The sequence below is a fragment of the Micromonospora sp. WMMB235 genome (assembly GCF_001855515.1).
In the GTDB taxonomy this organism is placed as follows: domain Bacteria; phylum Actinomycetota; class Actinomycetes; order Mycobacteriales; family Micromonosporaceae; genus Micromonospora; species Micromonospora aurantiaca.
In genome coordinates this window covers 2,300,269-2,326,241 of the sequence record NZ_MDRX01000001.1, presented here as the reverse complement: position 1 = coordinate 2,326,241, position 25,973 = coordinate 2,300,269, and the positions used below count along the sequence as shown (strand labels likewise).

Sequence of the window (25,973 nt, the reverse complement as noted above, 5' to 3'; positions counted from 1 at the left end):
CATGACCGAGCCGTCAGGCCGGCCGGTTCTCGTGCCGGACTGACTCCGCGGCGGGAGCGGCGGGTTGCGGCAGCCTCGGCCGGCCCGACATGAGACCGCGGGCCGCCCGGTAGAACTCCGTACGCCGCGGGACGAGCCTGTCCTCGGCGAACTCCCGGGCGACCGCGAGGTTGCGCCGCGACGCGGCAACCATCCCCTCCCGGTCCGCCAGGGTGCGATGGAGGACCCTGGCCAGGTCGTCGGCGTCACCGGCGGTGAACAGCATCTCCGGGGGGAGCAGTTCGGGGATGCCGCCGGCCGTGGAGCCGATGGCGGGCAACGCGCGGGCCATGGCCTCGATCAGAGCCCGGGGGAGACCTTCGGTCCGGGACGGCATCACGAAGAGGTCTGCGCTGTCGAGCCGGTGCCGCAGCGCCTCGACGGTGGGAATCCACCCGGCGAAGGTGATCCGGTCGCGTACCCCCAGGCGGGTGGCGAGTTCCTCCAGCGCAGGCTGGTAGCGGCCGGGACCGACGTGGACGTGCCGTACCGCCGGTGTCGACGGCCCCAACAGCGAGATCGCCTCGATCAGCGTGTCGATGCCCTTGTACAGCTGCTCCAGTGAGCCGACCGACATGAGGGTGACCGATCCGGAGGGCGGCCGGTGAGTGCGGGGCTCCTGCACGTAGGCGGCGGGCGGCAGGTTGACCGAACTGATGCCGGTGGAGAGCGCCCCGGGCCGGGTCGGGTACCGGGCCTGCAGCGTCCGGCTCGTCTCGTACGACACGGCCACCGCGGACTCGCACTGCCGCTTGAGGTTGCGTGTGGTCCACGCGCGCAGGAACGGCCGCAGTGGGTGTTCCACCACGCCGGGGGCGAAGACGGCGTACGGGTCGCCGATGACCTCCATCGCATAGGGGAGACCGCGTCGGGTGATGTGCCGGTGCATGTGGGTGGCGATCGTCGACGGCGTTCTCAGCAACACCGCCTCCGCGTCGGCGGCGATCCTGCGGACGGCCCGGTCGATCCGGGGCATCTGCTGTACGTACTGTCGCGGCCCCTGGTAGTAGGGGATGGGGGCCACCGTCACCCGGTCACCGTCGACGCGGAGGGCGTTCGGCGGAATCTCCGCCACGTCCCGAGCCCGAGCCACGACCCGCACCTCGTCGAAGGCCTCCAGATAGCGGGACCAGAGCGCGTAGTCGGTGCCGAAGGTGACCCAGAAGCGGTTGTCCGGGGTGCGGACGTAACGGCATTCCTCGGTGATGGTCAGCCTCACGTGTCAGTGTCCTTCCGATGGCTGGTGGTGCGATGACGCGGACGACCACTGGGCCGTCCCCGGGTGCCGTCGGCCTCCCGCTCACGGGTTGAGCAGGAATCGGCCGATGGCGTCGTCGATCAACTGGGCCTCGGCGTCGGTGGTGGCGGAGCCGCTGGGCAGAGCGAGCCCCTGGGCGAAGAGGCGCTCGGCGGCGCCGGTGACGATGTGCCGTGCGTCCCGGAACACCGGTTGGAGATGCATCGGCTTCCACACCGGTCGTGTCTCGATGCCGTGCCCTGCCAGGTGCGCGGCGAGGTCGGAGGCGTGCCAGCCGGCTTCCTGCGGGTCGACCACGATGACCGTCAGCCAGTGGTTGGCGTCGCCGTCGGCGTCGTTGAGCAGGCGCACACCGGGGCTCGCGGCGAAGAGCTTCGCGTATCGCTCCCGGGCCTGGCGGCGCTGGGCGATCATGCGGTCCAGCCGGCGCAACTGCGCCCTGCCCAACGCGGCGAGCAGGTTGCTCAGCCGGTAGTTGTAGCCGACCTCGGTGTGCTCGTAGTGGACGGCCGGCTGGCGCGCCTGGGTCGCGAGGTACCGGCAGCGCGCGACGAGTTCCTGGTCGTCGGAGACGAGCATACCACCGCCGGACGTGGTGAGTATCTTGTTGCCGTTGAACGAGAAGGCGGCGGCCAGGCCGAACGATCCGGCCGGCTGCCCCGCGTGGGCGGCGCCCAGCGCCTCCGCGGCATCCGCGACGACCGGCACCCCCGCCTCGGCGCAGACCGGCAGCATGGACGTGTAGTCGGCGCAGGCGCCGAACAGGTCGACCGGCACCACGGCGGCTACGTCGGCGCCCTCGGCGCGCAGCCGGCTCAGCGTCTCGGCCAGCAGCGCGACGTCGATGTTGCCCGTGTTCGGATCGCAGTCCACAAAGACCGGCTCCGCCCCGGTGTACGTCACCGCGTTGGCGGTGGCGGCGAAGGTGAGGGTCGGTACCACGACCACCCTGCCCGCCCGGGCGCCGGTGCAGAGCAGCGCGAGGTGCAGCGCCGCCGTGCCGGAGCTGACCGCGACCGCGTGGCGTCTCCCGCTCCGCTGCGCGATCTCCTGTTCGAACGCGTCGAGCTCCGGTCCCGTCGGCGCCACCCAGCCGGACCGCAGTGCCGACAGGAGGTACGACTCCTCCAGGGGGCCGACGTCCGGGGGAGAGAGGAAGATCCGATAGCCCATGACGCTCCAATGCATTTGTGCGGCGTCACCGATGATTCCCCATGAACACCTCCCGCGGGTGATTCTCCTGTCTATTCATAGAATTGCTTCCGGAGCCGTAACCGATCCCATCGGAAATCGTTTAACGGGCAGTCTTCTGCCTTATCCGAATGTCATTCCCGATCGTTTAGTGCCCGGACTGGGAGAGGGATCGCGCCGGTTCGATAGCATCCGCCGGTGCTGCACTTGCGACTGATCGCGCCGTCCGAACGATCGGCGGCCGTGGCCGACCTCCTCGCTGCCGATCCCGGTGTCACCCACCTCGCGGTCCTCCCGGGCGCGGCCCGGCAGCCACCCGGCGACCTGATCCTCTGTGACGTGGTGCGGGAGAGCGCGGACGGGGTGCTGCGGGGCCTTCAGGAGCTGGGCGTCGAGCAGAACGGTGGCGTCTCCGCCACCGACGTGGAGCTGGCCCTGTCCGCAGCGGCCGAGAAGGCCGCCGACACCGTGCCGGGCAGCGGAACCGATGCGGTGGTCTGGGACGAGATCGCCGCGCAGACCGGCGAGCAGACCCAGCTCTCCGGCACCTACCTCGCGCTGATCATCGTCGCCACCGTCATCGCCGGCATCGGCGTCCTCCTGGACCAGCCCATCCTGGTGGTCGGCGCGATGGTGGTCGGCCCGGAGTTCGGGCCGTTGGCCGCTCTGTGCGTGGCCCTGCTGCGGCGCGACGGCCGGACGGTCCGTTCCGCCCTCCGTGCGCTGGTGGTCGGCTTCGTCGTGGCGATGGTGGTCACGGTGCTCAGCACCTGGGCACTGACGGCCGCGGGCCTGGTCGGCCGGGAGATGCTCGTCGCCGAGCGGCCCCTGACCGACTTCATCTGGCGCCCGGATGCGCTCTCCTGGCTGGTCGGCATGCTGGCCGGGATCGCCGGAATGCTCTCACTGACGTCGAAGAAGTCCGGCTCCCTGGTCGGTGTCCTGATCTCCGTCACCACGGTGCCGGCAGCGGCGAACGTCGCGGTCGCGCTCGCCTACGGTGTGTGGCACGAGGCGGCCGGCTCCGCTCTCCAACTCGTGATCAACCTGTGTGCCATCGTGCTCGCCGGTCTGCTCACCCTGGGCGTCCAGCGGTTCTGGTGGGGGCGGTACAGCCGCCCGGCCGGAGCGTCCCGGGTGCCCGGCCGCCGTCGCCCGCCGGCCGGCGAGGCGGTGCCTCCGGTACCGCAGCAGGGTCCACCATCCGGGCGGCGGGACGCCTCGCGGTGACGGTCAACGGCTGCCGGGCAGCGCACACCGGTACTCGGGGAAGAAGTCCGGCGACGTCGACCAGGCCGCGTCCCGCCGCGTTCCCTCCTGCCGGTGCGCCGCGCACAACCGCCGGTACACCGGTTCGTCGAGCACGCGGGTACCGAGGTGGAACGGCACCAGCCCGTGCGGGGCGAAGGCCCGCTTGTACCGGAAGATCCCGTCGTCGGGGGCGTACCCGCCGCCGAGGACGAACCGGATCCGGCCCTGGGCGCGTCCCCACCGGCAGATCTCGAACTTGAGCAGGTCGTTCGGGCGTAGGTCGAACGCGGCCTGCTCGGTGCCGCCGAGGTAGGAGTAGAGACTCAGCGCACTCGACAGCACCAGTTCGGTGGAGACGACCCGCCCGTCGTGCAGTGCGTGGAAGAACGCGAACTGCCCGGGCAGTTCGTCGATGATCGTCTGGAAGAAGTCACGCGGGAAGTAGTAGCCGCTCGTCGCCGCCCGCCGGTCCATGGTGCCTTGGTAGATCCGCAGGAAGTCGTCGAGCCGTGCGCCGTCGAGGTCGACCTCGACCGTCACCCCGTTCCGGCGGGCCTTGTTGACGTTCTTGCGCACCTTGTGGTCGAACTCGCGCCACATGTCCTCGTCGCTGGTGCGCAGGTCGCGGACCACGTTGACGAGCTTCTCCCGGACCGGGCCGGGCGAGGGGAGCCGCTCGTCGTCGAAGAGCGTGAGCCGGGTGACCTCGGACACCACGTTGCGGCGGGCGCAGAACACGTCGAAGGACTCCCAGAACCTCTTCGCGTCGAGTTCGTCGGCGCCCTCCTGGAAGGCGCCGCCGTAGCCGTACGGGCTGGTGACGTCGTGATACCGGCCCGGCGGCACGTCCAGGTGCGGCGCGTCGACCGGGCGGAGCAGGAACGGGTAGAGGATGAAACCGCTCCCGGTGCGGGCGTACGCAGCCAACGGCTGGTCCTCCGGGCCCGCGAAGAGCCTGAGGTAGGCCGGATGGGCGAAGACCTCCCGGCGGCTCCAGGTCTGGTGGAGGGCGGCCCAGCGCTCGCTGTCCGACGTGCTGCGGGCGTCCAGGATCTCAATTCGCATCGTCGTCACTGATGGTCAAACGACAGTGGGCCGGTGAGGTGTCGACGGCGGCGCGCGTCCGCCGCCGACTACCCCCAGGAGTCCCCGGCGGCGAGCCGTCGCCGCAGCGCGTCACGCAGCGGAACGGACTCGCCGTCGCGGCCGCCCTTGCCCAGCACCAGGGGCGGCGGGTCCGGTTGCGGATCCACTCCGAACAGCCGGGCGCGCAGGCTCGCCGGCACGGTGAGCAGATGGAATCGACCGTCCCGATCCACCGCCCGGGTGTGGGCACGGTCGATGTACCAGCCGCTGATCCGGGTGCGGTAACGCGCTCGCCCGTCGTAGGAGCGGGCGGAGAGCCGGGTGGTGCGCAGCCCGAGGCGGATCGCCTCGGCGGCGAACGACGCCACCAGTGCCGCCGCCTCGGCCTGGTCCGCGGCGCGCTGCCGGGCCTCGGCCTCGGCGTGTGCCCGCACCGCGCGGCGCTGCCGCTCGCGCCACTGGAGGTCGTCGTCCGCCACGTCGCTTCCCCTGCCTCTCAGGCCAGGCCGGCGCGGCGCAGGGCCTCCGCCATGGCGTCGTTCACCGGCGCCGCCGATCCGCCACCTCGTCCCTGCCGCGGCGACTGACCACCGCGCGAGCCGCCCCGTTCGCCCTGGCCGCCACGCCGGGCACCGGCGTCGCCGCGCTGCCCGCCACGGTCGCCGCGCTGCCCGCCACCGCGCCGACCGCCGCGCTCCTCGCCGCCCGGACCCCCGGCCGCGGGACGGCCACCGGCCGGCGCCTCGTCGTCGAGCCGCAGCGTCAGCGAGATCCGCTTGCGCGGCACGTCCACGTCGAGCACCCGGACCTTGACCACGTCGCCGGACTTCACCACGTCGCGCGGGTCCTTGACGAAGGTGTGCGACATGGCCGAGACGTGCACCAGTCCGTCCTGGTGCACGCCCACGTCGACGAACGCGCCGAACGCGGCCACGTTCGTCACCACCCCCTCCAGCACCATGCCGGGCGTCAGGTCGCTGATCTTCTCCACGCCCTCGACGAACGTCGCGGTCCGGAACTCCGGCCGCGGGTCGCGGCCGGGCTTCTCCAGCTCGGCCAGGATGTCGGTGACCGTGGGCAGACCGAACGTGTCGTCGACGAAGTCGGTCGCGCGCAGGCCGCGCAGGATGGCCGACCTGCCGATCAGCCCGCGCAGGTCCTGCCCGGTGGTGGAGAGGATGCGGCGCACCACCGGGTACGACTCCGGGTGCACGCTGGAGGAGTCGAGCGGGTCGTCGCCGCCGGGGATGCGCAGGAAGCCGGCGCACTGCTCGAACGCCTTCGGCCCGAGCCGGGGCACCTTCTTCAGCTCCGCGCGGGTGCGGAACGGCCCGTTGGCGTCGCGGTGCAGCACGATGTTCTCGGCCAGCCCGGCGCCGATGCCGGACACCCGGGTGAGCAGCGGCGCGGAGGCCGTGTTGACGTCCACGCCGACGGCGTTGACGCAGTCCTCGACCACCGCGTCGAGCGAGCGGGACAGCTTCACCTCGGACAGGTCGTGCTGGTACTGCCCGACGCCGATCGACCGCGGGTCGATCTTCACCAGCTCGGCCAGCGGGTCCTGGAGACGGCGGGCGATCGACACCGCGCCGCGCAGCGAGACGTCCAGACCGGGCAGCTCCTGCGAGGCGTACGCGGACGCGGAGTAGACCGACGCGCCGGCCTCGGAGACCACCACCTTGGTGAGCTTCAGCTCCGGGTGCTGCTTGATCAGGTCGCCGGCCAGCTTGTCGGTCTCCCGGCTGGCGGTGCCGTTGCCGATCGCGACCAGCTCGACGCCGTGCACGGCGGCCAGCGTGGCGAGCGTGTGCAGCGACGCGTCCCACTGCCGGCGCGGCTCGTGCGGATAGATGGTGTCGGTGGCGACCACCTTGCCGGTGGCGTCGACCACCGCCACCTTCACGCCGGTGCGCAGGCCCGGGTCGAGGCCCATCGTCACCCGTGCCCCGGCCGGCGCGGCCAGCAGCAGATCACGCAGGTTGGTGGCGAAGACCCGCACGGCCTCCTCCTCCGCCGCCTGCCACAGCCGCATCCGCAGGTCCGCGCCCAGGTGGATCAGGATCCGGGTACGCCAGGCCCAGCGCACCGTGTCGGCCAGCCACCGGTCGGCGGGCCGCCCCTGGTCGCTGATGCCGAAGCGTCCGGCCACGGCGGCCTCGTAGCGGCTCGGCCCGGTGGCCGCGTCGGCGTCGCCCTCGGCCTCCGGGTCCATGGTCAGGTCCAGCACGCCCTCCTTCTCGCCCCGGAACACGGCGAGGATGCGGTGCGAGGGCAGCTTCGGGTACGGCTCGGCGAAGTCGAAGTAGTCGGCGAACTTCGCGCCGGCGGTCTCCTGGCCGTCGCGTACCCGGGAGACCAGCCGGCCCCGCGACCACATCTGCTCGCGCAGCGTGCCGATCAGGTCGGCGTCCTCGGCGAAGCGCTCGATCAGGATGGCCCGCGCCCCGTCGAGGGCGGCAGCGGCGTCCGCGACGCCCTTGTCCGGGTCGGCGAACCCGGCGGCGACCGTCTTCGGGTCCTGGGCCGGATCGGCCAGGAGCGTGTCCGCGAGCGGCTCCAGCCCGGCCTCGCGGGCGATCTGCGCGCGGGTGCGCCGCTTCGGCTTGTAGGGCAGGTAGATGTCCTCCAGGCGGGACTTGGAGTCGGCGGCGAGGATCTGCGCCTCCAGCGCCTCGTCGAGCTTGCCCTGGCTCCGGATCGACTCCAGCACCGCCGCGCGGCGCTCGTCCAGCTCGCGCAGGTAGCGCAGCCGCTCCTCCAGCGTGCGCAGCTGCGCGTCGTCGAGCAGGCCGGTGGCCTCCTTGCGGTAGCGGGCGATGAACGGCACTGTGGCGCCGCCGTCGAGCAGCTCGACTGCCGCCCGTACCTGCCGTTCGGCGACGCCGAGTTCCTCGGCGATCCGCTGGTGCACAGACTGGGTCACGATTGTCATCCGCCTTCTCGGGTGGTTTCCGCCCTGCATTGTGCCGTTCGCCTCCGACCGCCTGTGCCCGCCCCGCCGTCGGCTGCGCTAGCGTGGCGATCATGGAGGCACCTGCGGATCCGCGGGCCCGGCGGCTGTTCGGCGGCAGCGCCCGGGCGCTCGGCGACCTGGCCGCCGGCCCGTTCCGGGCCGACCGGGACCGGATCGTCGGGTCGCCGTTCTTCGCCCGGCTGAACGGCGTCACCCAGGTGATCAGCCCGGGTGGTTCCGGGCTGCTGGTGCACAACCGGCTCACCCACAGCCTGAAGGTGGCCCAGGTGGCCCGGGCGATCGCGGAGCGGCTGACGGCCGACCCGGCGCACCGGGACCTGCTGGAGAAGCTCGGCGGCTGCGACCCGGAGGTGGTGGAGGCCGCCGCGCTCGCGCACGACCTCGGGCACCCGCCGTTCGGGCATCTGGGGGAGCGGGTGCTCGACCGGCTGGCCCGGCAGCGCCTCGGGCTGCCCGACGGCTTCGAGGGCAACGCCCAGTCGTACCGGATCGTCACCAGCACCGAGATCCGCGGCGCGGCGACCACCGGGCTGGACCTGACCGCCGCGGTCCGGGCGGCCATGCTGAAGTACCCGTGGACCCGGCTGGACCACCCCGATCCGCACCCGCGCCACCTGGACCCGGCGCCCCGGGGCGCGGCTGCGCCGCCGGAGGATCCGGAGAGCGGTTCGGTGAAGTTCGGCGCGTACCGCACCGAGCTGGACGACCTGCGGCAGGCACGGGAGCCGTTCGCCGGGCGGATCCCGGACTGGCAGCAGACGCCCGAGGCGTCGGTGATGGACACGGCCGACGACATCGCGTACGCGATCCACGACGTGGAGGACTTCTACCGCGTCGGGGTGCTCCAGCAGGGCGCCGTGGCGGCCGAGCTGATGGCCTGGCAGCGCGAGTGCGGGCACCTGCGGTCGATCACGGCGTCGGCGCTGGAGGGGGCGGGCCGGCGGCCGGGAGCCGCCATCGAGCGGCTGCGCCGGCAACTGCACCGCAAGGACGGCTGGATCGCCGACGACGAGGCGTTCGCCGCCGCCGTCGAGCACGTCCGCGAGGAGCTGGTGGAAGGGCTGCTGGCGCTGCCGTTCGACGGCTCGATCGAGGCGGAGCAGTACGTGGCCCGGTTCTCCGCCCGCTGGTCGACCCGCTTCGTGGACGCCATCACTGTGACGCCGGACCCGGGGGTCCGTTCCGGGTACGTGCTGCTGGCGAAGGCGCAGTGGCACGAGGTGCAGGTGCTCAAGTTCGTGCACCACCGGTTCGTGCTGGCCCGCCCGGACCTGGCCCTGCACCAGCGTGGCCAGGCCCGGCTGCTGGGCACGCTGGTGGAGGCGCTGTGGGAGTGGCTGCTGGACCCGGACGAGGAGTCCCGGCTGCCGCGCCGCCTGCACGACCTGGTGGAGCTGGCCGAGGCGGAGCTGCACCCGCGTACCCCGGACCGGATCGGCCGGGCCCGGGGCCGGGCGATCATCGACTTCGTCGCGCAGCTCACCGACGGTCAGGCGGTGGCGATGCTCGACGCGTTGTCGGGACGCTCCGGCGCGCTGTGGACGGACGCCTTCGTACTCTGAGCCGGCGCGGAGCACGAAGGCGACCGCGCCACCCAGGGACCGCGCCGCGTCAGGCGACCGACTGCCACCACCCGTCCACCGCCGGCGGCTCGTCCACCACGACCCGCTCGCCGGGACGCGGCACGGCCAGCCGTACGTCGCGCGCCTTCGCCTCGGCCCAGAGCCGGTCCACCGGCTCGGACCAGTCGTGCAGGGCCAGGTTGAACGTGCCCCAGTGCACCGGCACCAGCAGTCCGCCGCGCACGTCGAGGTGGGCGGCGACCGCCTCCTCCGGGAACATGTGGATGTGCGGCCACGCCCTGTCGTACGCGCCGATCTGCATGAGCGTCACGTCGAACGGGCCGTGGTCGGCGCCGATCGCGGCGTACCCGTCGAAGTAGCCGGAGTCGCCGGTGTAGAAGACCTTCCGGTGCGTACCGGTGATCGTCCAGGAACTCCAGAGCGTGCCGTCGCGGCGCAGGCCGCGCCCGGAGAAGTGCTGCGCGGCGGTCGCGGTGAGTGTCAGCCCGCCGGCCCGGTGGCTCTCCGACCAGTCCAGCTCGACGATGCGGTGCTCGGGTACGCCCCAGCGGGCCAGGTGCGCGCCGACGCCGAGCGGCACCACGAACGGCGCGGACTGGAGGTCGGCCAGCGTGCGGACGGTCTCCATGTCGAGGTGGTCGTAGTGGTCGTGCGAGATCAGCACCGCGTCGAGCGGGGGCAGGTCGGTCAGGCGGACCGGCGGCTCGTGGATGCGTCGCGGGCCGACCAGCCCGGACGGGGAGCACCTGTCGCTCCACACCGGGTCGAGCAGCACCCGGTGCCCCTCGATCTCGACGAGCGTGGAGGCGTGGCCGTACCAGACGACGTTCAGCTCGCGGGCCGGGTCGCCGGCCGGCGCGGCGCCGGGGTGCAGCAGCGGCACCGGGCTGCCCGGCCGCCGCTTCTGCTTGCCGAAGACCAGCTCCCGGAGCAGGTTGCGGCCCGGGTCGGCGACCATCGTGGCGCTGGCGCCGGCCGGGTTGTGGAACGTGCCGTCGCGGAAGCGCGGTGACCGGGCCGCCCGTTCCGCCCGAGCGCCGGTGAGCCGGCCGCCGAGCTGGGCCGGTACGTCCCGCGCCGCCCAGGCCATCCCGGCGACGGCGGCCAGCCCGGCGAGCTTCCACACCCGCCCGCCGCGCGTCCGGTCCGGTTCCCGCCCCGTTGGTTCCCGCATGCTCGTCCCTCCGCCGTGTCCCGTCGTACACGGTAACGACCCTCGTCCCGGTCCGCCCACGGGGCGACCCGCCCGCACGACGGCCCGCCCGCACGACAGCCACCCACAGGACGTCAGGGCAGCCGGCGGCGTACCGCGGACGCCACGGTCGCCGCGCGTCCGCCCACGGCCCGGACCACCTGGGACACGTCGGGCAGCCATCCGCCCCGGACCGCCTCACCGGCCGGGTTGGGCGTGAACACGATGCCCTGGTGCGCGGCGACCGGCGTCCGGGTCAGTCCGGCCCGGCGCATCAGCGGCCCGACCAGCACGTCGTACACGCCGGGCAGGACTGTGAAGCCGAAGCGCATGACCACGTTGAGCCGGCCCACCGACACCTCCCGGCGGGGCCGGTCGAGGCAGTGGACGATGGCCCGCGCCACCCGTTCGGGCGAGGCGATCGGGGGCGGCGGCCGGCCGACGCGGCCCAGGTAGTTGGCCGCCTGCCGGTAGACGGGCGTGTCGACGCTGCCCGGGTTGACCAGGCAGATCGCGACGCCGGGTGTCTCCCGCGCCTCCTGCTGGAGCGTGCGGGCCAGTCCCTGCAGGCCCCACTTGGCTGCGACGTAGCCGCTCATGTAGGGCGCGGTGATGTGCCCGAGCACCGAGCCGGTGAGCACGAGCGTGCCGCCGCCGGTGGTCCGGAAACGGCGCAGCGCCTCCCGGGCCACCGCCGCGGCGGCCAGCAGGTCGGTGCGGACCACCTGCTCGAACACCTCGGCCGGGGTCTCGTCGAAGCGGCCGTAGGACATCACCGCGGCGGTGTGCACCCAGGCGTCGACGCGGCCGAACTCGGCCCGCGCCGCGTCGGCGAGCGCGGCCACCGCGCCGGGCTCGGTCACGTCCATCGGTACGGCGATCGCCCGCGCGCCCGCCGCCCGGCACTCGTCGCGTACCTCGTCGAGCGTGGCGGGGGAGCGGGCCGCGAGGACCAGCCGGTCCCCGCGGCCCGCCAGCTCCCTGGCGGTCGCCCGGCCGATCCCGCTGGTCGCGCCGGTGACGACCACCGTCCGGGTCACGGCGCGAGCACGACCTTCACGCAGCCGTCCTCCTTCTTCTGGAACATCTCGTACGCGCGCGGCGCGTCGGTCAGCGGCAGCCGGTGGGTCCGCAGGTCCTCGACGCCCAGCGGGTCGTCGTCGCGCTCCAGCAGCGGGATGATCTCGTCGACCCAGCGCCGCACGTGGCACTGGCCCATGCGCAGCTGGATGCCCCTGTCGAACATCTCCATCAGCGGCATCGGGTCCTGCTCGCCGCCGTACACGCCGGAGATCGACACGGTGCCGCCACGCCGTACGGCCTTGAGCGCGGCGTGCAGCACCACGAGCCGGTCCACGCCGGCCTTGTCGGTCATCGCCTGGGCCAGCTTGTCCGGCAGCAGCCCGGCGGCGGTCTGGGCCATCTTGCCCAGCGGCGCGCCGTGCGCCTCCATGCCGACCGCGTCGATCACGGCGTCCGGGCCGCGTCCGTCGACCAGGTCGATGAGCGCGCCGGGTACGTCGTCGAGCTGGCTGACGTCGAGCACCTCGATGCCGTGGCGGCGGGCCATCTCCAGCCGCTCGGGGACCAGGTCCAGCCCGATCACCCGGCCGGCGCCGAGGTGGCGGCCGATCCGGGCGCTGAACTGCCCGACCGGGCCGAGCCCGAACACGGCGAGCGTGCCGCCGGGCGGGGTGTCCGCGTACTTCACCGCCTGCCAGGCGGTGGGCAGGATGTCGGAGAGGTAGAGCCAGCGCTCGTCCGGGCCGCTGTCCGGGATCGTGATCGGGCCGAACTGGGCCTGCGGCACGCGCAGGTACTCGGCCTGGCCGCCGGGGATCGAGCCGTACAGCGAGGTGTAGCCGAACAGGGACGCGCCCTTGCCCTGGCTGGTCACCTGCGTGGTCTCGCACTGCGCGTAGAGCTGCCGCTCGCACATCCAGCACGAGCCGCAGGAGATGTTGAACGGGACGACCACCCGGTCGCCCTTCTTGAGCCGGGTCACGCCGGGCCCGACCTCCTCGACGACGCCCATCGGCTCGTGCCCGAGGATGTCGCCGGGCTTCAGGTACGGCCCGAGCACCTCGTACAGGTGCAGGTCGGAGCCGCAGATGGCGGTCGAGGTGATCCGGACGATCGCGTCGGTCGGCTCCTCGATCCGGGGGTCCGGGACGTCCTCCACGCGGACGTCCCGCTTGCCGTGCCAGGTCAGTGCCTTCATGCCTGTCTGTCCCCTCTCCGGTGCCGTCCATCGGACTGCTACCCGGAAGAGGGCCGTTGAATCGGCGGCGCCGGTCACCGTGGCGTGAGGTCGACAGCCACGGCGATCGTGCTGGTGCTGGCGGCGGTGGCGGCCAGCGCGCCGATGTCGAGGCGGCGGCCGGCGCGGTCGGTGACGGCGCCGGCCGCGAGCTGCAGGCCGGCGACGGGCGTGCCGAGCGTCGCCGACGCGGCCTCCAGCAGCCGCCGTCGGGCCACCGCCACGGCGACCCGGAGCGGGGTACGGGTTCCGACGGCCGGATGGGGTGCGCCACGTGTCCGGCCCGCTGCCGGCCGTGGCGGTGGCACACGGACGCGCCGGCGCGGTACCGACAGCCCGTCGGCGATCAGTTCGGCGGCCGAGGTGTCGCCGTCGTACCGGTCCGGCGGCAGCGTGAACGACACGGTCCCGTCCGGGGCGACCTCGACGGAGATCAGGGCCGCCCCGGGCAGGGCCGTGGCCGTCATGATCTCGCCGAGTCCGAGCAGCCCGGCCACGTCCGGCGACGGCGTCCGGGCGGCGGCCGGGTACGCGGCGGTGAGTTCGGCAGCGGCCACGAGGACCGGCGCGGCCAGCACGTACCCCAGGAACGGAGGGAGGGACACGGTCATGGTGCTCACCCGGGCGCTCGTCGTCGCAGCCGGGGACGGGAGGTGCCCCGGCTGCGACGCGGTGGTCAGAACTCGCGGTTGCCGAGCGGGATCTCGATGTTGATGGACTGCCCCTCGGACAGGAACAGCAGGGCGAGCTTGCGCAGGAACTCGTCGAACAGCCAGTAGCACTCCGGTGCGAGCGGGAACGGCAGCAGCGCCTCCCGGACCGCGATGAACGGGCCCCAGCTCGTCCGCAGCAGCGTGTCCCAGAGCAGGTCGCGCGGGATCTCCAGCCAGTTGGCGATCTGGTTGCCGAGCATGAACCGGGTGAACGAGCCGAGGATGGGCTTGCTGAGCAGCCCGGCGTCGATCTCCTTGCCGAGGCCGAGCAGGATGTCGGCGAGCGCGTTGCCCTCGCGGGTGGGCGCGAGGATCGGGTCGAGGACCTCGCCGGCCTGGGAGTTCGCCTCGCTCCACGTGGCCGGGATGTACTCGTCCCTGATGCCGAGCATGTGCGCGGCCACCTGCCACAGGTGCAGGAAGGCCGTCGACTCGGCGGCGGGGATCGGCACCCGCCAGTCGGTCAGTTTCCGCATGACCGTGGTCGGCAGGCTGTGCCAGGTGACCATCATGTCCCGCTGGCTGATCGGGATGTCCTCGGGCGCGACGTCGGCCCACTCGGGCGACTGCGGCAGGAGGTGACGCACACCGGCGTGCGCGAGCCGGGTCTTGACGGCGGTCACGATCATCGAGCCGTCGGGCTGGTACGCGTTGGCGGTGCCGATGTCGTACCCGAGCTTGGCGGTCTTGGAGATGCGGTCCTTCATGTCCGCGCCGCCCTTGGAGTAGTAGACGGCGCGCGCCTCCTTCGGGATGACTGTGCTCATCATGCCGCTGGCCAGGCCGTAGAGCACGCCGAGGTAGAGCCCGCGCTTCTCGTTGAAGCGCACGGCGGTGGCCAGCTTGCCCTGGTCCACCCAGGACGGCAGCACGCGTGCGCGTTCGATGAACGCGCGGACGTCCGCCGGGAGGCCGGAGGGCAGCGGCTGGCCGTTCTTCGTCCACGTCCGCAGCAGTTGGTTGACCAGTGGCGCCTCGCCCCGGTCCAGGAGGGAGGCGACGAGCGGGTCGGCCTCCTCGTCCCACACCCAGCGGGGGTCCACGCCCGCGCCGGCGCCGGCCACCGATCCCTTCGGAGACCAGGTCCACGCCGACCGGGCCTGTGCCGGAGCGGCGACGCTGAGCGCGCCGAGCGCGCCCAGTGCCCCACCGGCCTTCAACATCTTGCGCCTGCTTACCGGTTCCACGTTCACTCCTCGGGGTCGAGGCCGCTGATACGGTGAAACGAATGTTGCGCCCGTGTATCACATGAGAGCACGTGGTAACGGTGTCCACAAGGCTCATGACGACAACTGTCGATGGTTTGCGATGAGGGGAGTCCACGGTGGCGCTGGTCGAGGGGATGCTGTCGGGCAAGGTGGCGTGGGTGACGGGCGCCAGTCAGGGCGTCGGCGCGGCGGTCGCCGAGGGGCTGGCCCGGGCCGGCGCGTCGGTGATCCTCCAGTCCCGGCGGCCGGACGCGCTGGACGAGGTGCGCGACCGGATCACGGCCGGCGGCGGCACGGCGGAGGTGGTCGCCGGTGACGTCGCCGACGAGTCGGCCGCGAACGCCGTGGTGGCCCTGGCGCGGCGGCGGTGGGGGCGGCTCGACGTCCTGGTCAACAACGCCGGCATCAGCCCGGCGCTGCACCGCAGCGAGCGGCTCAGCCTCGGTGACTGGCAGCAGGTGATCGACACCAACCTGTCCGGGGTGTTCGTCTGCGCCCGCGCGGCCGGCGCGCTCATGGTCGAGCAGGGCGCGGGCAGCATCGTCAACATGTCCTCCGTGCACGGTCAGGTCGGCTTCCCGCGCCTGGCCGCGTACAGCGCCAGCAAGGGCGGCGTCGAGCAGCTCACCCGCACGCTGGCGCTGGAGTGGGCGGCGGTCGGCGTACGCGTCAACGCGGTGGCGCCCGGCTACCTGGAGACCCCGATGACCGAAGGGTTGCGCGGCCACGAGCAGTGGTCGAAGCGGCTGCGCGACCGTATCCCGATGGGCCGGTTCGGCCGTCCCGAGGAGGTGGTCGGCGCGGTGCTGTTCCTGGCCTCGGACGCCGCGAGCTACGTCACCGGCAGCGTGTTGCACGTGGACGGTGGCTGGACCGCGCAGTGACCGGCGGGCCGTTTGGTTAGTCCGCGTTCGTCGCCAGGTTGCCGTCACGACGCGATACCGCGCCAGATCACGGCCACTCCTTCCCAGGAAGTTAACCCTCGTTTACAGTGCTGCCATCGGCTGCGGAACCCGCGCGGGCACCACGGCGAGGGGTGCGGCCAGCCCTGCCACCACCAGGCCCGGTTGCGTGTGAAGGAGTAGCCCATGGACCCCGCCCACGTCCTCGCCGAGGACTGCGCCAAGAAAGCCGCCGACCTGACCGTCCCGGCGCTGCTGCACCGCAACGCCACCGAGTACGCCGACCGGCCCGCGCTGACCACGCTCGGCCGGGACGACACCCGCACCTGGGCCGCGCTGCGCGACGAGGTCGCCGAGCTGTCCGCCGGCCTGGCCGAGATCGGCCTGGAGGCCGGGCGGCACATGCTGATCATGATGTCCAGCCGCACCGAGCACTGGCTCGTCGACCTCGCCGCGGTCCACCTGGGCGCGGTGCCGTCCACGATCTACCCGACGCTCAGCGCCGAGCAGATGCGCTACCTGGCCCGGCACAGCGCCGCCCAGGTGCTCGTGCTGGAAGGGCCGGCCGAACTGGAGCGCTGGCGGCCGATCCTGGCCGACCTGCCCGACCTGCTGCGGGTGGTGCTGGTGGACGAGCCCGCCGAACCGGCCGGCGACGCGGTGCCGCTGTCGCGCGTGCGTACCCTCGGCCGGGCCGCACGCGAGGCGGACCCGGACGCCTTCGAGCGGCGCTGGCGCACGATCCGGCCCGAGCAGCCGGTGACGCTGCTCTACACGTCCGGCACGACTGGTAACCCGAAGGGCGTCGTGCTCAGCCACCACAACGTGATCTACCAGGCGGTGGCGCTGGATGCGATGGTGTCCGTCCCCGACCACGCGCCGACGGTGGCCTACCTGCCGCTCGCGCACATCGCCGAACGGTTCCTCGGCATCTACAACCCGATCTACCGCGCCGGGCACGTGACGATCTGCCCCGACGCCACGCAGCTCGTCGCGGCGCTGCGCACCGTCGGCCCCGCCTCGTTCTTCGGGGTTCCGCGGGTCTGGGAGAAGATGGCCGCCGGCGTCCAGGCCCACCTGGCCGCCGCCGAGCCCGCGGTCCGCGCCGCCGTCGCCGCCGCGACCGCGGTGACACTGGAGGCGTACGAGCTGCGCGCGGCCGGAGAGCCGGTGCCGGACGAGCTGGCCGCCCGGGTGGCGCAGGCCCGGGACACCGTGCTGCGGCCGTTGCAGGCCACCCTCGGCCTGCAGAACATGACCTGGCCCGGCAGCGGCGCCGCCCCGATCCCGGTGGACGCGCTGCGGTTCCTCGCCGGGCTCGGCGTCGACGTGCTGGAGGTGTGGGGTCTGACCGAGACCACCGGCACCGCCACCCTCAACACCCCCGACCGCTTCCGCACCGGGACGGTCGGCCGCCCGAACGTGGGCATGGAGGTACGCCTCGCCGACGACGGCGAGGTCCTCGTCCGGGGTCCGCTGGTGTGCTCCGGCTACCTGCGCGAGGACGGCGGCGTCGAGCCGGTCGTCGACGCGGACGGCTGGCTGGCCACCGGCGACGTCGGGACGCTCGACGACGACGGCTTCCTCACCATCACCGACCGCAAGAAGGAACTCATCATCACGTCCAGCGGGAAGAACATCTCGCCGGCGCAGATCGAGAACCTGCTGCGGGCGCACCCGCTCATCGGTCAGGCCGTCGCGATCGGCGACCGGCGGCCGTACGTCACGGCGCTGATCGTGCTGGACGAGGAGGTCGCGCCGCAGTGGGCGCGCACGCACGGCGTCAGCGACCCGCAGCTGCCCACGCTGGCCTCGGACCCGGTGCTGCTGGCCGAGATCCAGGCCGCGGTGGACGCGGCGAACGCGCGCCTCGCCCGGCCGGAGCAGGTCAAGACGTTCCAGGTGCTGCCGTCGGCGTGGACGCCGGAGTCGGGCGAGCTGACCCCGACGCTGAAGCTACGGCGCCGGGTCATCGTCGACAGGTACGGCGACCGGATCGACGCCCTCTACCGGCCGGGCGACGCGGTGGCGGAGCCCGTCACGGAGTAGCGCCGGGTCGATGCCGGGCGGGGGTGGCGGCGCGCCGAGGTCGGCGGGCCGGTACCCCCGCGGGTAGCCGGGATAGGTGCGGTTGCGCGGCGCGCGGGTCAGCCGGCTCACGGTCCGCGCGGGCAGCAGCCGCACCACGGCGGCCCGGGCGCGCAGCGCGCCGCCGGCCAGCGCGGTCAGCGGTCGCGGCGCGGCCGGCAGCCCGAAGGCGGCCCGCATCTCGGGCGGCAGCAGCGCGCGCACCGCTAGCCGCGCGGCCGGGCGCAGCGGCGCCGGGTACCAGGACGCGAACAGATCGAGCGTGTACGCCGCGACCCGCTCGTTGCTCGGCGTACGGCGGAACGTGTCCCGCTCGTACGCGTCCTTGAACGCCCGGAACGCGTCGAAGTCCGCCGGGACGTCGCGGATGCCCATGCGCGCGCCGACCGCGCGGTAGTAGTGGAACGCGGCCAGCCGCTCGTGCTCGTGCAGCGGGCGCCAGCCGTACCGGTCCAGCCAGTCGATCGGCTCGTAGACGAACGTCGACAGCACGTACCGCATGTCGTCGTTCGAGATCGCGTACCGGCCGTGCGCCCGGTTGACCACCCGCAGCGCCTCCCGGCCGCGCGGCGAGTCGTACCCGTGCTCCAGCAGCTCGGCCATCAGCAGCGCGGTGTCGTCGTAGCGCTGCTGCGCCCGCAGCCGGAACTCGCCGGTCGCGTCGAGCAGCACGGAGATGCTCGGCACGCAGAACGTGCGCAGCAGCGCCAGCTCCAGTGCCCGCTGGTAGTCGAAGGGGAACTCGTAGCCGGCGGAGAGCCGGTAGATCTCGTGGTGGTCGCGGACCGGATCGAGCGTCTCGATCCGGCGCAACCAGCGGTACCGCCCCTCACGAGCCATCGCCACCACCCCCACCGTCCACCCTTGCCGATGCAGTCAAGCTCCTCTATGTTAATAGAAAATCACATCCCCGGATAACTCGAAACCTGCTTGTGCGCACCTCGCGGGCCGGTGTTCAGGGCGATGTCCGGTCGAACCGGGAAGTGGTGCTAATGGAGAATCTCAGTAGACGAAGCGTCCTGACGCTCGGCGCCGCGCTGGGACTGGTAGCGGTGGCGGACGCCCCGAAGGCGTGGGCGTGGTCGTCGTCCGGCTCGATCGCCGGGACCGACACGGTCACCGACCCGTGGGACGTCTGGGACGACGACACCGACCCGCTCGTCGCCTCGATGCTGGACGCCGGTCAGATCCCGGCGGTGAACACCGCGTTCGCGTCCTGGATCCGCAACGGCGACGCGCTGCCCGCCGGCCTGCCCCCGGCGCTCACCACCTACCTGCGGCGGGTCAACACGCTGCCGTCCTGGGCCGACCAGGCCAAGCTGGACCGCGCCGCCCAGTTCAACAAGCGCATGAGCATGTACCTGTTCCTGCTCTACGGCCTGGGCAGCGGGATCATGAGCACGGTGATCCCGCGCGAGGCCCGCAACGTCTACTGGTCCGAGGGCGGCGCGGACATGAAGTCGCGCGCCGCGAAGACCTTCACCTACGGGTACGACCTGAGCGCCCCCGACGCGTTCAAGGCCACCGGCAGCTTCGTGGTCACCTCGCACAAGACGCGGCTCACCCACGCGGCCGTGCGGCACCTGCTGCCGCAGTCCGCGCCGTGGCGCGGCGTCACCGACCACCCGATCCCGATCAGCAACGGCGACATCCTCATCACCTTCCACAGCCTCGGCACGTACGTGCACCGCAAGCTGCTCGACTGGCGTCGCTGGGGACTGCGGATGTCGGCCGCGGAGGAGGAGGCCTACCTGCACATGTGGCAGGTCGCGCTGCACCTGCTCGGCGTGCGCGACGAGTTCATCCCGAACAGCTGGGCCGCCGCCGAGGAGCAGTCCCGGTACGCGCTGTCCCCGCTGCTCGCGCCGACGCCCGAGGGCATCGACCTGGCCGACATCCTGCTGAACCTGACGTCCTCGGTGGACCTGGGCGTCACCCGGGGATTCCAGCGGGAGTTCGCGCGCTACGTGCTCACCGACCGGATCGGCGACTGGCTGCGGCTGCCCCGCGACTACATCTCCCGGGGCGTGATCGAGGCCGGCTGGCCGACGTACGTGATGTTCCGCGAAGGGCTCTCGCCGCTCATGCCGGAGACGTTCGGCCTGTTCGACAGGTTCATCCGCGGGCTGGCGATGCTGTTCCTCAACAACGGCTCGTCCGCGTCGCACACCCCGATCACGATTCCGGTCATGAACCGGCCGGGCACCTGAGTCCGTGCCGGTTCAGAGCGTCAGGGCGCCGGTGACCAGCGCGGTGACCGCGTCCCGGTGGCCGGGCGAGTCCTGCCAGCGCAGGGCGCGCCCGGCCTCCACCGCCACGCCGAACCCGGCGTGCACGAGCAGCCGGGCCTGCCGCCGGTCCAGGTCCGGCCGGACCGCGCGCAACTGCTGCTCCCAGACCGCGATGTGCTCCCGCTGGGCGAGGATGAGGGGACGCCGTACGTCGTCCGGCAGGCCGGCCACCTCCGCCTCGGCGACGCTGTTGAGGGTGTTGTGCTCGAAGCAGTAGGCCACGTACGCCGCCGCCAGCGCGACCACCGCCTGCCGTGGGTCGGCCGCCCGCTGGAGGCTGCGGTCCACCGCCTGGGCGAGCAGTTCCGCCGCCTGGAGGCAGGCGGCCACGAGGATGTCCACCTTGCCGGGATAGTGGCGGTAGATCGCGGACGGTGCGAGCCCCACCGCCTGGGCGATCTGCGCGTTGGTGACTGTGGCGAACCCGTCCCGGGCGAACAGCGGTACGGCCGCGGCCAGGATCTCCGCACGCCGCGTCCGGGGCACCGGCTGGGCGGGCAGCTCGACCAGCCGCGCCGTCCCGGCAGCGGTGGCCGGATCGGTGGCCACCACCCGCATCGCGGACCGCAGCACCAGATCCTCGATCCGGCGCTGGGCGATCGAGGTGTGGTGCATGGTGACCGAACCGATCACACCGAGCGCGGCCACCGCCCGCAGGCGCTCGTCGGGCAGCGGGTACTCCCGCCGTACCATCTCGGTCACCCGGCCCACGACGTGGCCGAACTTCGCGCGGAGCAGGTGGCGGTCCGCGCGGCCGAGGTAGCGGGCCTCCCACCGGTAGAGGCCGCCGGAGGCGCGGTGCGCGACGGTGACCCGGGTGAGGGCCAGCAGCACGTCGGCCAGCGCCGCGTCCGGCGGCCACTCGTCGATGGCCCCGACCAGGTTGTCCACCATGACGTTGGCGCACTCGGCGAACAACGCGTACTTGTTCGGGAAGTGGCGGTACAGCGCGGGCGCGCTGATCCCGACCGCCGCGGCGATCTCCTCCATGGACGCGCCGTGGTAGCCGCGCTCGCTGAACACCTGCCCGGCCGACTCGACGATGACCTGTCTGCGGTTGCGGGGCCGGGTGGCCGCGGCCGGCCCGGTGGTCACCGGATCGTCCGGGCGGACGCGGACGGGCACGGGACCATGGGTGTCAGTCAACCACAGCGCCTCACGCCGCCCGCGCGCTCGCGGTGACGCCGGTCAGGCGTGCAGGACGGCGAGCGTGAGCCGGGCGGTCTGATCGTCGTAGCCGGCGGTGCGGTCGAAGCGGCCGAGCCGCCCGACGTCGGTGACGACGTTCAGCGCGGCGTGGACGAGCACGCGGGCGTCGGCGGCCGGCAGGTCCGGTCGTACCGCCCGGACCAGGCCCACCCACTCCTCGACGTGCAGCCGCTGCGCGCCGCGCAACTGGTGGCGGTCCCGGTCCGGCAGGTTGTTGTTCTCCGCCAGGTACACCGCGACCAGGTCGCTCTGGCCGAACGCGAAGTCGACGTAGGCGCGCACCACCCGGTGCAGCGCGTCGGCCGGGTCGCTCGCCTCGGCGATCGCCGCGGTGGTGGCCCCGGTGAGCCGGTCGGTGGCCCGGTAGTAGGCGGCCGCGAGCAGGTCGGCCTTGCCGGGGAAGTAGCGGTACACGCTGGACGCCTGCATGCCCGCGGCGCGGCCGATGTCCTCGACCGCGACTGCGTGGTAGCCGTGCCTGTGGAACAGGCGCATCGCCTCGATGAGCAGCAGTTCGCGCCGCGACGCCGGACGCACCGGCCCGGTGGCGGGCATGTCCTGCGGCGCGGTACGCCGCCGGAGCGGCACCGTCGGCGCGTCGGTCCGCAGCAGCGTCCAGGCGACCCGGGTGAGCAGGTGCTCGGTGTCGGCGCCGGTGGCCGCGGCCCGGTACGTGGTCACGCTGCCGAACGCGCTCAGCGCCGCATTCACCAGCAGGTCGGCCTGCGCGGTGGTCAGCTCGGGACGCAACTCGCGCAGCGGCGCGGCGACGCGGCCGACGAGCGTGGCCATCGAGACGGCGAACTCCTGCCGGTGCTCGGGCGTCAGGTAGCGGCCCTCCCACTGGTACAGCCCGGCCACCCGCCGCCTGCTCACCGCGACCTCGGCGAGCGCGCGCAGCAGTTCGTCGAGCAGCTCGTCGGCGTTACTCGCCGCCGGCTGTCCGGTCGCGGCGAGCAGGGCGCCGACGACCTCCCGGGTGGCGTGCACCAGGATCGCGTACTTGTTCGGGAAGTGCCGGTAGACGGCCGGCCCGCTGATGCCGACGGCGGCGGCGATCTCGTCCACCGAGACGCCGTGGTAGCCCCGCTCGCAGAACAACTCGGCCCCGGCGAGCGCGATCCGGGCCTTGCGGTCCTTGGGCCGTCTGACCGGTGCCGGGGCGGTGTCGCTGGCTGCTTGTCGCACAGCTACACGTTAGCGCCCCCTCGCGTGCATCCGGTGACGCCCCTCGGCCGTTTCCCCGGCGGGGTCGGAGCCGGACAGCGCGGAACGCGTCTTGACAAGCGGCGGCAGGCTCAAGAAAAGTTAGGCGAAATTCGCATGCGGGTGAGCAATGAGGAGCTTGGCATGACGACCGATGCGTTCATCTACGACGCGTTGCGCACGCCGCGCGGGCGGGGCAAGCCGACCGGATCGCTGTACGGGGTGAAGCCTGTTTCGCTGATCACCGGCCTGATCGAGGAGACCCTGCGGCGGATGCCCGGCCTCGATCCGGCGCTGATCGACGACATCGTGCTCGGGGTGGTGTCCCCGCTCGGCGACCAGGGCGCCGACATCGCCCGGACCGCCGCCGTCGCCGCCGGCCTGCCCGACACGGTGGCCGGGGTCCAGCTCAACCGCTTCTGCGCCTCCGGGCTGGAGGCGGTGAACATCGCCGCGCAGAAGGTGCGCTCCGGCTGGGAGGATCTCGTCCTCGCCGGTGGCGTCGAGTCGATGTCCCGGGTGCCGATGGGCTCCGACGGCGGGGCCTGGGCGCTCGACCCGGAGGTCAACTTCACCACCGGGTTCGTGCCGCAGGGCATCAGCGCCGACCTCATCGCCACCATCGCCGGCTTCGACCGGGAGACGGTCGACGCGTACGCGCTCCAGTCGCAGGCGCGGGCCGCGAAGGCGTGGGCCAACGGCTACTTCGCCCGGTCCGTGGTGCCGGTCCGCGACCGCAACGGGCTGACCGTGCTGGACCGGGACGAGCACATCCGGGCCGACTCGACGGCGGAGAGCCTCGGCGCGCTGCGCCCCTCGTTCGCCGAGATCGGTGAGAAGGCGGGCTTCGACGCGGTCGCGTTGCAGAAGTACCACTGGGTCGAGCGCATCGAGCACGTCCACACGGCGGGCAACTCCTCCGGCATCGTGGACGGCGCCGCGCTCGTCGCGATCGGCAGCGAGGCGGCAGGCGCCGCCGCCGGTCTCACCCCGCGCGCCCGCGTCGTGGCCACAGCGCTCAGCGGCGCCGACCCCACCATCATGCTCACCGGCCCGGCCCCGGCCGCCCGTAAGGCGCTCGCGAAGGCCGGTCTCGGCGTCGACGACCTCGACCTGGTGGAGATCAACGAGGCGTTCGCCGCGGTGGTCCTGCGGTTCGTCGCCGACCTCGGCCTGAACCCGGACATCGTCAACGCCAACGGCGGGGCGATCGCGATGGGCCACCCGCTCGGCGCGACCGGCGCCATGATCCTCGGCACGCTCGTCGACGAACTGGAACGACGCGGCGGCCGCTACGGCCTGGCCACGCTCTGCGCGGGCGGCGGCATGGGCATCGCGACCGTGATCGAACGAATCTGAGGAGCACGAATGGCAAACACCATCCGGTGGGAGCACGGCGACGACGGCATCGTGCTGCTCACCCTCGACCACCCCGGCCGTTCGGCGAACGTGATGAACGCGGAGTTCGGCGCGAGCCTGGCGGCCACCGTGGACCGGCTCGAAGCCGAGCGTGACCGGATCACCGGCGTGATCGTCACCTCGGCCAAGAAGACGTTCTTCGCCGGCGGCGACCTGGAGACCCTGGTGCGGCTCACGCCCGCCGACGCCGAGGCGTCAGCGGCCGACGCGGCCGCGCTCAAGCAGGCCGTACGCCGGCTGGAGACGCTCGGCCGCCCGGTCGTCGCCGCCGTCAACGGATCGGCCCTCGGCGGCGGACTGGAACTGGCCCTGGGCTGCCACCACCGCGTCGTGCTCGACGACCCGGCCATCGAGATCGGCTTTCCCGAGGTCACGCTCGGCCTGCTGCCCGGCTGCGGCGGCGTGGTGCGTACCGTCCGGCTGCTCGGCGTCACCGCCGCGCTGACCGACTGGCTGCTGCGCGGCCAGCGCCGCCGGCCGCAGGACGCGCTCGCGCACGGGCTGGTCGACGAGTTGGCCGCCGACCGGGACGCCCTGATGGCCGCCGCCCGTGAGTGGATCGCCGCCCACCCGGACGCGACCCAGCCGTACGACCGCAAGGACTACCGGATGCCCGGCGGCACCCCGTCCAGCCCTGGCCTCGCGGTGCAGTTGCCGGCCATGCCCGCGCTGCTGCGCAAGCAGCTCAAGGGCGCGCCCTACCCGGCGCCCCGCAACATCCTCGCCGCCGCCGTCGAGGGCGCCCAGGTGGACCTGGACACCGCGTTCGTCATCGAGGGGCGGTACTTCACCGAGCTGGCGACCGGCCAGGTCGCCAAGAACATGATCAAGGCGCTCTTCTTCGACCTCCAGACCGCCCGGTCCCGCACCGCCGGTGGCGACCACGAGCCGGTACGCAGCGTCGCCGTCGTCGGCGCGGGCATGATGGGCGCAGCCATCGCGTACGTCTGCGCCCGCGCCGGGATGCGGGTGGTGCTCAAGGACGTCACCGCCGAGGGTGCGGCGCGCGGCAAGGCGTACTCGGCGGGCCTGCTCGACAAGGCGGTCGCGCGGGGCCGGTCCACGCCGGAGAAGCGGGACGAGATCCTGGGCCGCATCCACGCCACCGGCGACCTCGCCGACCTGGCCGGCGTCGACCTCGCCATCGAGGCGGTCTTCGAGGATCCGGCGCTCAAGCACAAGGTGTACGCCGAGATCGAGCAGGTCGCGCCGGACGCGCTCATCGCCTCCAACACCTCCACGCTGCCCATCACGCTGCTGGCCGAGGGCGTCAGCCGGCCGGAGGAGTTCGTCGGGCTGCACTTCTTCTCCCCGGTGGACAAGATGCCGCTGGTCGAGGTGATCCGCGGGGAGCGGACCGACGAGGCCACGCTGGGCCGCGCGCTGGGCGTCGTCCGCCAGTTGCGCAAGACGCCGATCGTGGTCAACGACAGCCGGGGCTTCTTCACCAGCCGGGTCATCGGCACGTTCACCAACGAGGGCGTGGCGATGCTGGCCGAGGGCATCCCGGCGGCCACCATCGAGCAGGCCAGCAGCCAGGCCGGCTATCCCGCGCCGGTCCTCGCGCTGATGGACGAGCTGACCCTCACCCTGCCCCGGAAGATCCGCCAGGAGACGGCCGCCGCGACAGTGGCCGCCGGGGGCACCTGGCAGCCGCACGCCGCCGACGCGGTGATCGACCGGATGATCGACGAGTGCGGCCGGACCGGACGCTCCGGCGGTGCCGGCTTCTACGACTACCGCGACGGGAAGCGGGCCGGGCTCTGGCCGGGGCTGCGGGAGCAGTTCGGCGGCACGAACCTGGACACGCCCTTCGAGGACCTCAAGGAGCGGATGCTCTTCATCGAGGCGATCGAGTCGGTGCGGTGCCTGGACGAGGGCGTGCTGACCTCGGTGGCCGACGCCAACGTCGGCTCGATCCTGGGGATCGGCTATCCGAGCTGGACCGGCGGCGTCCTGCAGTACGTCAACCAGTACGACGGCGGGCTGCCGGGCTTCGTGGCCCGCGCCCGGGTGCTCGCAGAGCGCTACGGCGAGCGGTTCGACCCGCCGCCGCTGCTGACGGCGATGGCCGAGCGGGGCGAACGGTTCGAGTAGCGGCGG

20 protein-coding genes are annotated in these 25,973 nt (G+C 72.9%); 7 read left to right on the top strand and 13 right to left on the bottom strand.

Features of this window, described 5'->3' with window-relative positions:
• Positions 1–13 precede the first annotated feature (13 nt).
• The gene (locus BFV98_RS09405; RefSeq protein WP_071095863.1) at positions 14–1,258 is read right to left on the bottom strand and encodes a glycosyltransferase family 4 protein; all 1,245 of its coding nucleotides are present in this window, start codon (positions 1,256–1,258) and stop codon (positions 14–16) included.
• 81 nt (positions 1,259–1,339) lie between these two features.
• The gene (locus BFV98_RS09400) at positions 1,340–2,470 is read right to left on the bottom strand and encodes a DegT/DnrJ/EryC1/StrS aminotransferase family protein (RefSeq protein ID WP_083395247.1); all 1,131 of its coding nucleotides are present in this window, start codon (positions 2,468–2,470) and stop codon (positions 1,340–1,342) included.
• 216 nt (positions 2,471–2,686) lie between these two features.
• Between BFV98_RS09400 and BFV98_RS09395 the strand changes: the two genes are divergently transcribed.
• Positions 2,687–3,718 carry a DUF389 domain-containing protein gene (locus tag BFV98_RS09395; RefSeq protein WP_083395246.1) on the top strand — a complete coding sequence of 344 codons (1,032 nt, stop codon included), beginning with the start codon at positions 2,687–2,689 and terminating at the stop codon, positions 3,716–3,718.
• A gap of 3 nt (positions 3,719–3,721) precedes the next feature.
• Here the strand turns inward: BFV98_RS09395 and BFV98_RS09390 are convergent, their stop codons facing one another.
• The 3 genes from BFV98_RS09390 to BFV98_RS09380 all read right to left on the bottom strand — a co-directional run bounded on the left by BFV98_RS09390 (position 3,722) and on the right by BFV98_RS09380 (position 7,787).
• Positions 3,722–4,804 (bottom strand): GNAT family N-acetyltransferase, encoded by a 1,083-nt coding sequence (locus BFV98_RS09390; protein ID WP_071095860.1) that lies wholly within the window; start codon positions 4,802–4,804, stop codon positions 3,722–3,724.
• 68 nt (positions 4,805–4,872) lie between these two features.
• A complete protein-coding gene (locus tag BFV98_RS09385; protein ID WP_225853079.1) occupies positions 4,873–5,304 on the bottom strand; it encodes a hypothetical protein in 432 nt (143 codons plus the stop codon).
• A gap of 17 nt (positions 5,305–5,321) precedes the next feature.
• A complete protein-coding gene (locus tag BFV98_RS09380; protein ID WP_083395245.1) occupies positions 5,322–7,787 on the bottom strand; it encodes a Tex family protein in 2,466 nt (821 codons plus the stop codon).
• Between the two features lie 62 nt (positions 7,788–7,849).
• On the opposite strand from BFV98_RS09380, the gene BFV98_RS09375 reads away from it, so the two are divergent.
• Positions 7,850–9,361, top strand: a complete 1,512-nt coding sequence (locus BFV98_RS09375; RefSeq protein WP_071098804.1) for a deoxyguanosinetriphosphate triphosphohydrolase family protein — start codon at positions 7,850–7,852, stop codon at positions 9,359–9,361.
• A gap of 49 nt (positions 9,362–9,410) precedes the next feature.
• Here the strand turns inward: BFV98_RS09375 and BFV98_RS09370 are convergent, their stop codons facing one another.
• From BFV98_RS09370 to BFV98_RS09350, 5 genes are all read right to left on the bottom strand, one after another.
• Complete coding sequence (locus BFV98_RS09370; protein WP_071095856.1) at positions 9,411–10,556, bottom strand: MBL fold metallo-hydrolase; 1,146 nt, start codon at positions 10,554–10,556, stop codon at positions 9,411–9,413.
• A 113-nt stretch (positions 10,557–10,669) separates the two neighbouring features.
• The gene (locus BFV98_RS09365) at positions 10,670–11,614 is read right to left on the bottom strand and encodes an SDR family NAD(P)-dependent oxidoreductase (protein WP_013285308.1); all 945 of its coding nucleotides are present in this window, start codon (positions 11,612–11,614) and stop codon (positions 10,670–10,672) included.
• A complete protein-coding gene (locus BFV98_RS09360) occupies positions 11,611–12,795 on the bottom strand; it encodes a zinc-dependent alcohol dehydrogenase (RefSeq protein ID WP_013285309.1) in 1,185 nt (394 codons plus the stop codon). Before BFV98_RS09360 ends, BFV98_RS09365 begins: the two co-directional genes overlap by 4 nt.
• Positions 12,796–12,869: 74 nt before the next feature.
• The gene (locus BFV98_RS09355) at positions 12,870–13,445 is read right to left on the bottom strand and encodes a hypothetical protein (protein ID WP_013285310.1); all 576 of its coding nucleotides are present in this window, start codon (positions 13,443–13,445) and stop codon (positions 12,870–12,872) included.
• 65 nt (positions 13,446–13,510) lie between these two features.
• Positions 13,511–14,734: an oxygenase MpaB family protein gene (locus tag BFV98_RS09350; protein WP_013285311.1), complete on the bottom strand. Its 1,224-nt coding sequence runs from the start codon at positions 14,732–14,734 to the stop codon at positions 13,511–13,513.
• Between the two features lie 137 nt (positions 14,735–14,871).
• On the opposite strand from BFV98_RS09350, the gene BFV98_RS09345 reads away from it, so the two are divergent.
• Entirely contained in the window at positions 14,872–15,639 is a 768-nt protein-coding gene (locus tag BFV98_RS09345) for an SDR family NAD(P)-dependent oxidoreductase (protein WP_013285312.1), read from the top strand.
• A gap of 204 nt (positions 15,640–15,843) precedes the next feature.
• Positions 15,844–17,706 carry a long-chain fatty acid--CoA ligase gene (locus BFV98_RS09340; RefSeq protein WP_071095854.1) on the top strand — a complete coding sequence of 621 codons (1,863 nt, stop codon included), beginning with the start codon at positions 15,844–15,846 and terminating at the stop codon, positions 17,704–17,706.
• On the opposite strand, the gene BFV98_RS09335 is transcribed toward BFV98_RS09340, so the two are convergent.
• Positions 17,614–18,585 carry an oxygenase MpaB family protein gene (locus BFV98_RS09335; RefSeq protein ID WP_071098803.1) on the bottom strand — a complete coding sequence of 324 codons (972 nt, stop codon included), beginning with the start codon at positions 18,583–18,585 and terminating at the stop codon, positions 17,614–17,616. The two genes, BFV98_RS09340 and BFV98_RS09335, sit on opposite strands and share 93 nt — an antisense overlap.
• A 152-nt stretch (positions 18,586–18,737) precedes the next feature.
• Between BFV98_RS09335 and BFV98_RS09330 the strand changes: the two genes are divergently transcribed.
• Complete coding sequence (locus BFV98_RS09330) at positions 18,738–19,955, top strand: oxygenase MpaB family protein (RefSeq protein ID WP_013285315.1); 1,218 nt, start codon at positions 18,738–18,740, stop codon at positions 19,953–19,955.
• A 12-nt stretch (positions 19,956–19,967) separates the two neighbouring features.
• On the opposite strand, the gene BFV98_RS09325 is transcribed toward BFV98_RS09330, so the two are convergent.
• Complete coding sequence (locus BFV98_RS09325) at positions 19,968–21,161, bottom strand: TetR/AcrR family transcriptional regulator (RefSeq protein ID WP_232236646.1); 1,194 nt, start codon at positions 21,159–21,161, stop codon at positions 19,968–19,970.
• A 63-nt stretch (positions 21,162–21,224) separates the two neighbouring features.
• Positions 21,225–22,433: a TetR/AcrR family transcriptional regulator gene (locus tag BFV98_RS09320; RefSeq protein WP_030270417.1), complete on the bottom strand. Its 1,209-nt coding sequence runs from the start codon at positions 22,431–22,433 to the stop codon at positions 21,225–21,227.
• Between the two features lie 162 nt (positions 22,434–22,595).
• Between BFV98_RS09320 and BFV98_RS09315 the strand changes: the two genes are divergently transcribed.
• Both BFV98_RS09315 and BFV98_RS09310 read left to right on the top strand, forming a co-directional pair.
• A complete protein-coding gene (locus BFV98_RS09315) occupies positions 22,596–23,810 on the top strand; it encodes an acetyl-CoA C-acetyltransferase (RefSeq protein WP_013285318.1) in 1,215 nt (404 codons plus the stop codon).
• A gap of 9 nt (positions 23,811–23,819) precedes the next feature.
• The gene (locus tag BFV98_RS09310; protein ID WP_030270416.1) at positions 23,820–25,967 is read left to right on the top strand and encodes a 3-hydroxyacyl-CoA dehydrogenase NAD-binding domain-containing protein; all 2,148 of its coding nucleotides are present in this window, start codon (positions 23,820–23,822) and stop codon (positions 25,965–25,967) included.
• Positions 25,968–25,973: the final 6 nt, after the last annotated feature.

What these genes read in the sequence shown, in the direction of transcription:
- BFV98_RS09400 (WP_083395247.1), bottom strand. Translation starts at nt 2,470, where the DNA reads ATGGGCTATCGGATCTTCCTCTCTCCCCCGGACGTCGGCCCCCTGGAG.
- BFV98_RS09390 (WP_071095860.1), bottom strand. Translation starts at nt 4,804, where the DNA reads ATGCGAATTGAGATCCTGGACGCCCGCAGCACGTCGGACAGCGAGCGC.
- BFV98_RS09380 (WP_083395245.1), bottom strand. Translation starts at nt 7,787, where the DNA reads ATGCAGGGCGGAAACCACCCGAGAAGGCGGATGACAATCGTGACCCAG.
- BFV98_RS09375 (WP_071098804.1), top strand. Translation starts at nt 7,850, where the DNA reads ATGGAGGCACCTGCGGATCCGCGGGCCCGGCGGCTGTTCGGCGGCAGC.
- BFV98_RS09370 (WP_071095856.1), bottom strand. Translation starts at nt 10,556, where the DNA reads ATGCGGGAACCAACGGGGCGGGAACCGGACCGGACGCGCGGCGGGCGG.
- BFV98_RS09360 (WP_013285309.1), bottom strand. Translation starts at nt 12,795, where the DNA reads ATGAAGGCACTGACCTGGCACGGCAAGCGGGACGTCCGCGTGGAGGAC.
- BFV98_RS09355 (WP_013285310.1), bottom strand. Translation starts at nt 13,445, where the DNA reads ATGACCGTGTCCCTCCCTCCGTTCCTGGGGTACGTGCTGGCCGCGCCG.
- BFV98_RS09340 (WP_071095854.1), top strand. Translation starts at nt 15,844, where the DNA reads ATGGACCCCGCCCACGTCCTCGCCGAGGACTGCGCCAAGAAAGCCGCC.
- BFV98_RS09335 (WP_071098803.1), bottom strand. Translation starts at nt 18,585, where the DNA reads ATGGCTCGTGAGGGGCGGTACCGCTGGTTGCGCCGGATCGAGACGCTC.
- BFV98_RS09330 (WP_013285315.1), top strand. Translation starts at nt 18,738, where the DNA reads ATGGAGAATCTCAGTAGACGAAGCGTCCTGACGCTCGGCGCCGCGCTG.
- BFV98_RS09315 (WP_013285318.1), top strand. Translation starts at nt 22,596, where the DNA reads ATGACGACCGATGCGTTCATCTACGACGCGTTGCGCACGCCGCGCGGG.
- BFV98_RS09310 (WP_030270416.1), top strand. Translation starts at nt 23,820, where the DNA reads ATGGCAAACACCATCCGGTGGGAGCACGGCGACGACGGCATCGTGCTG.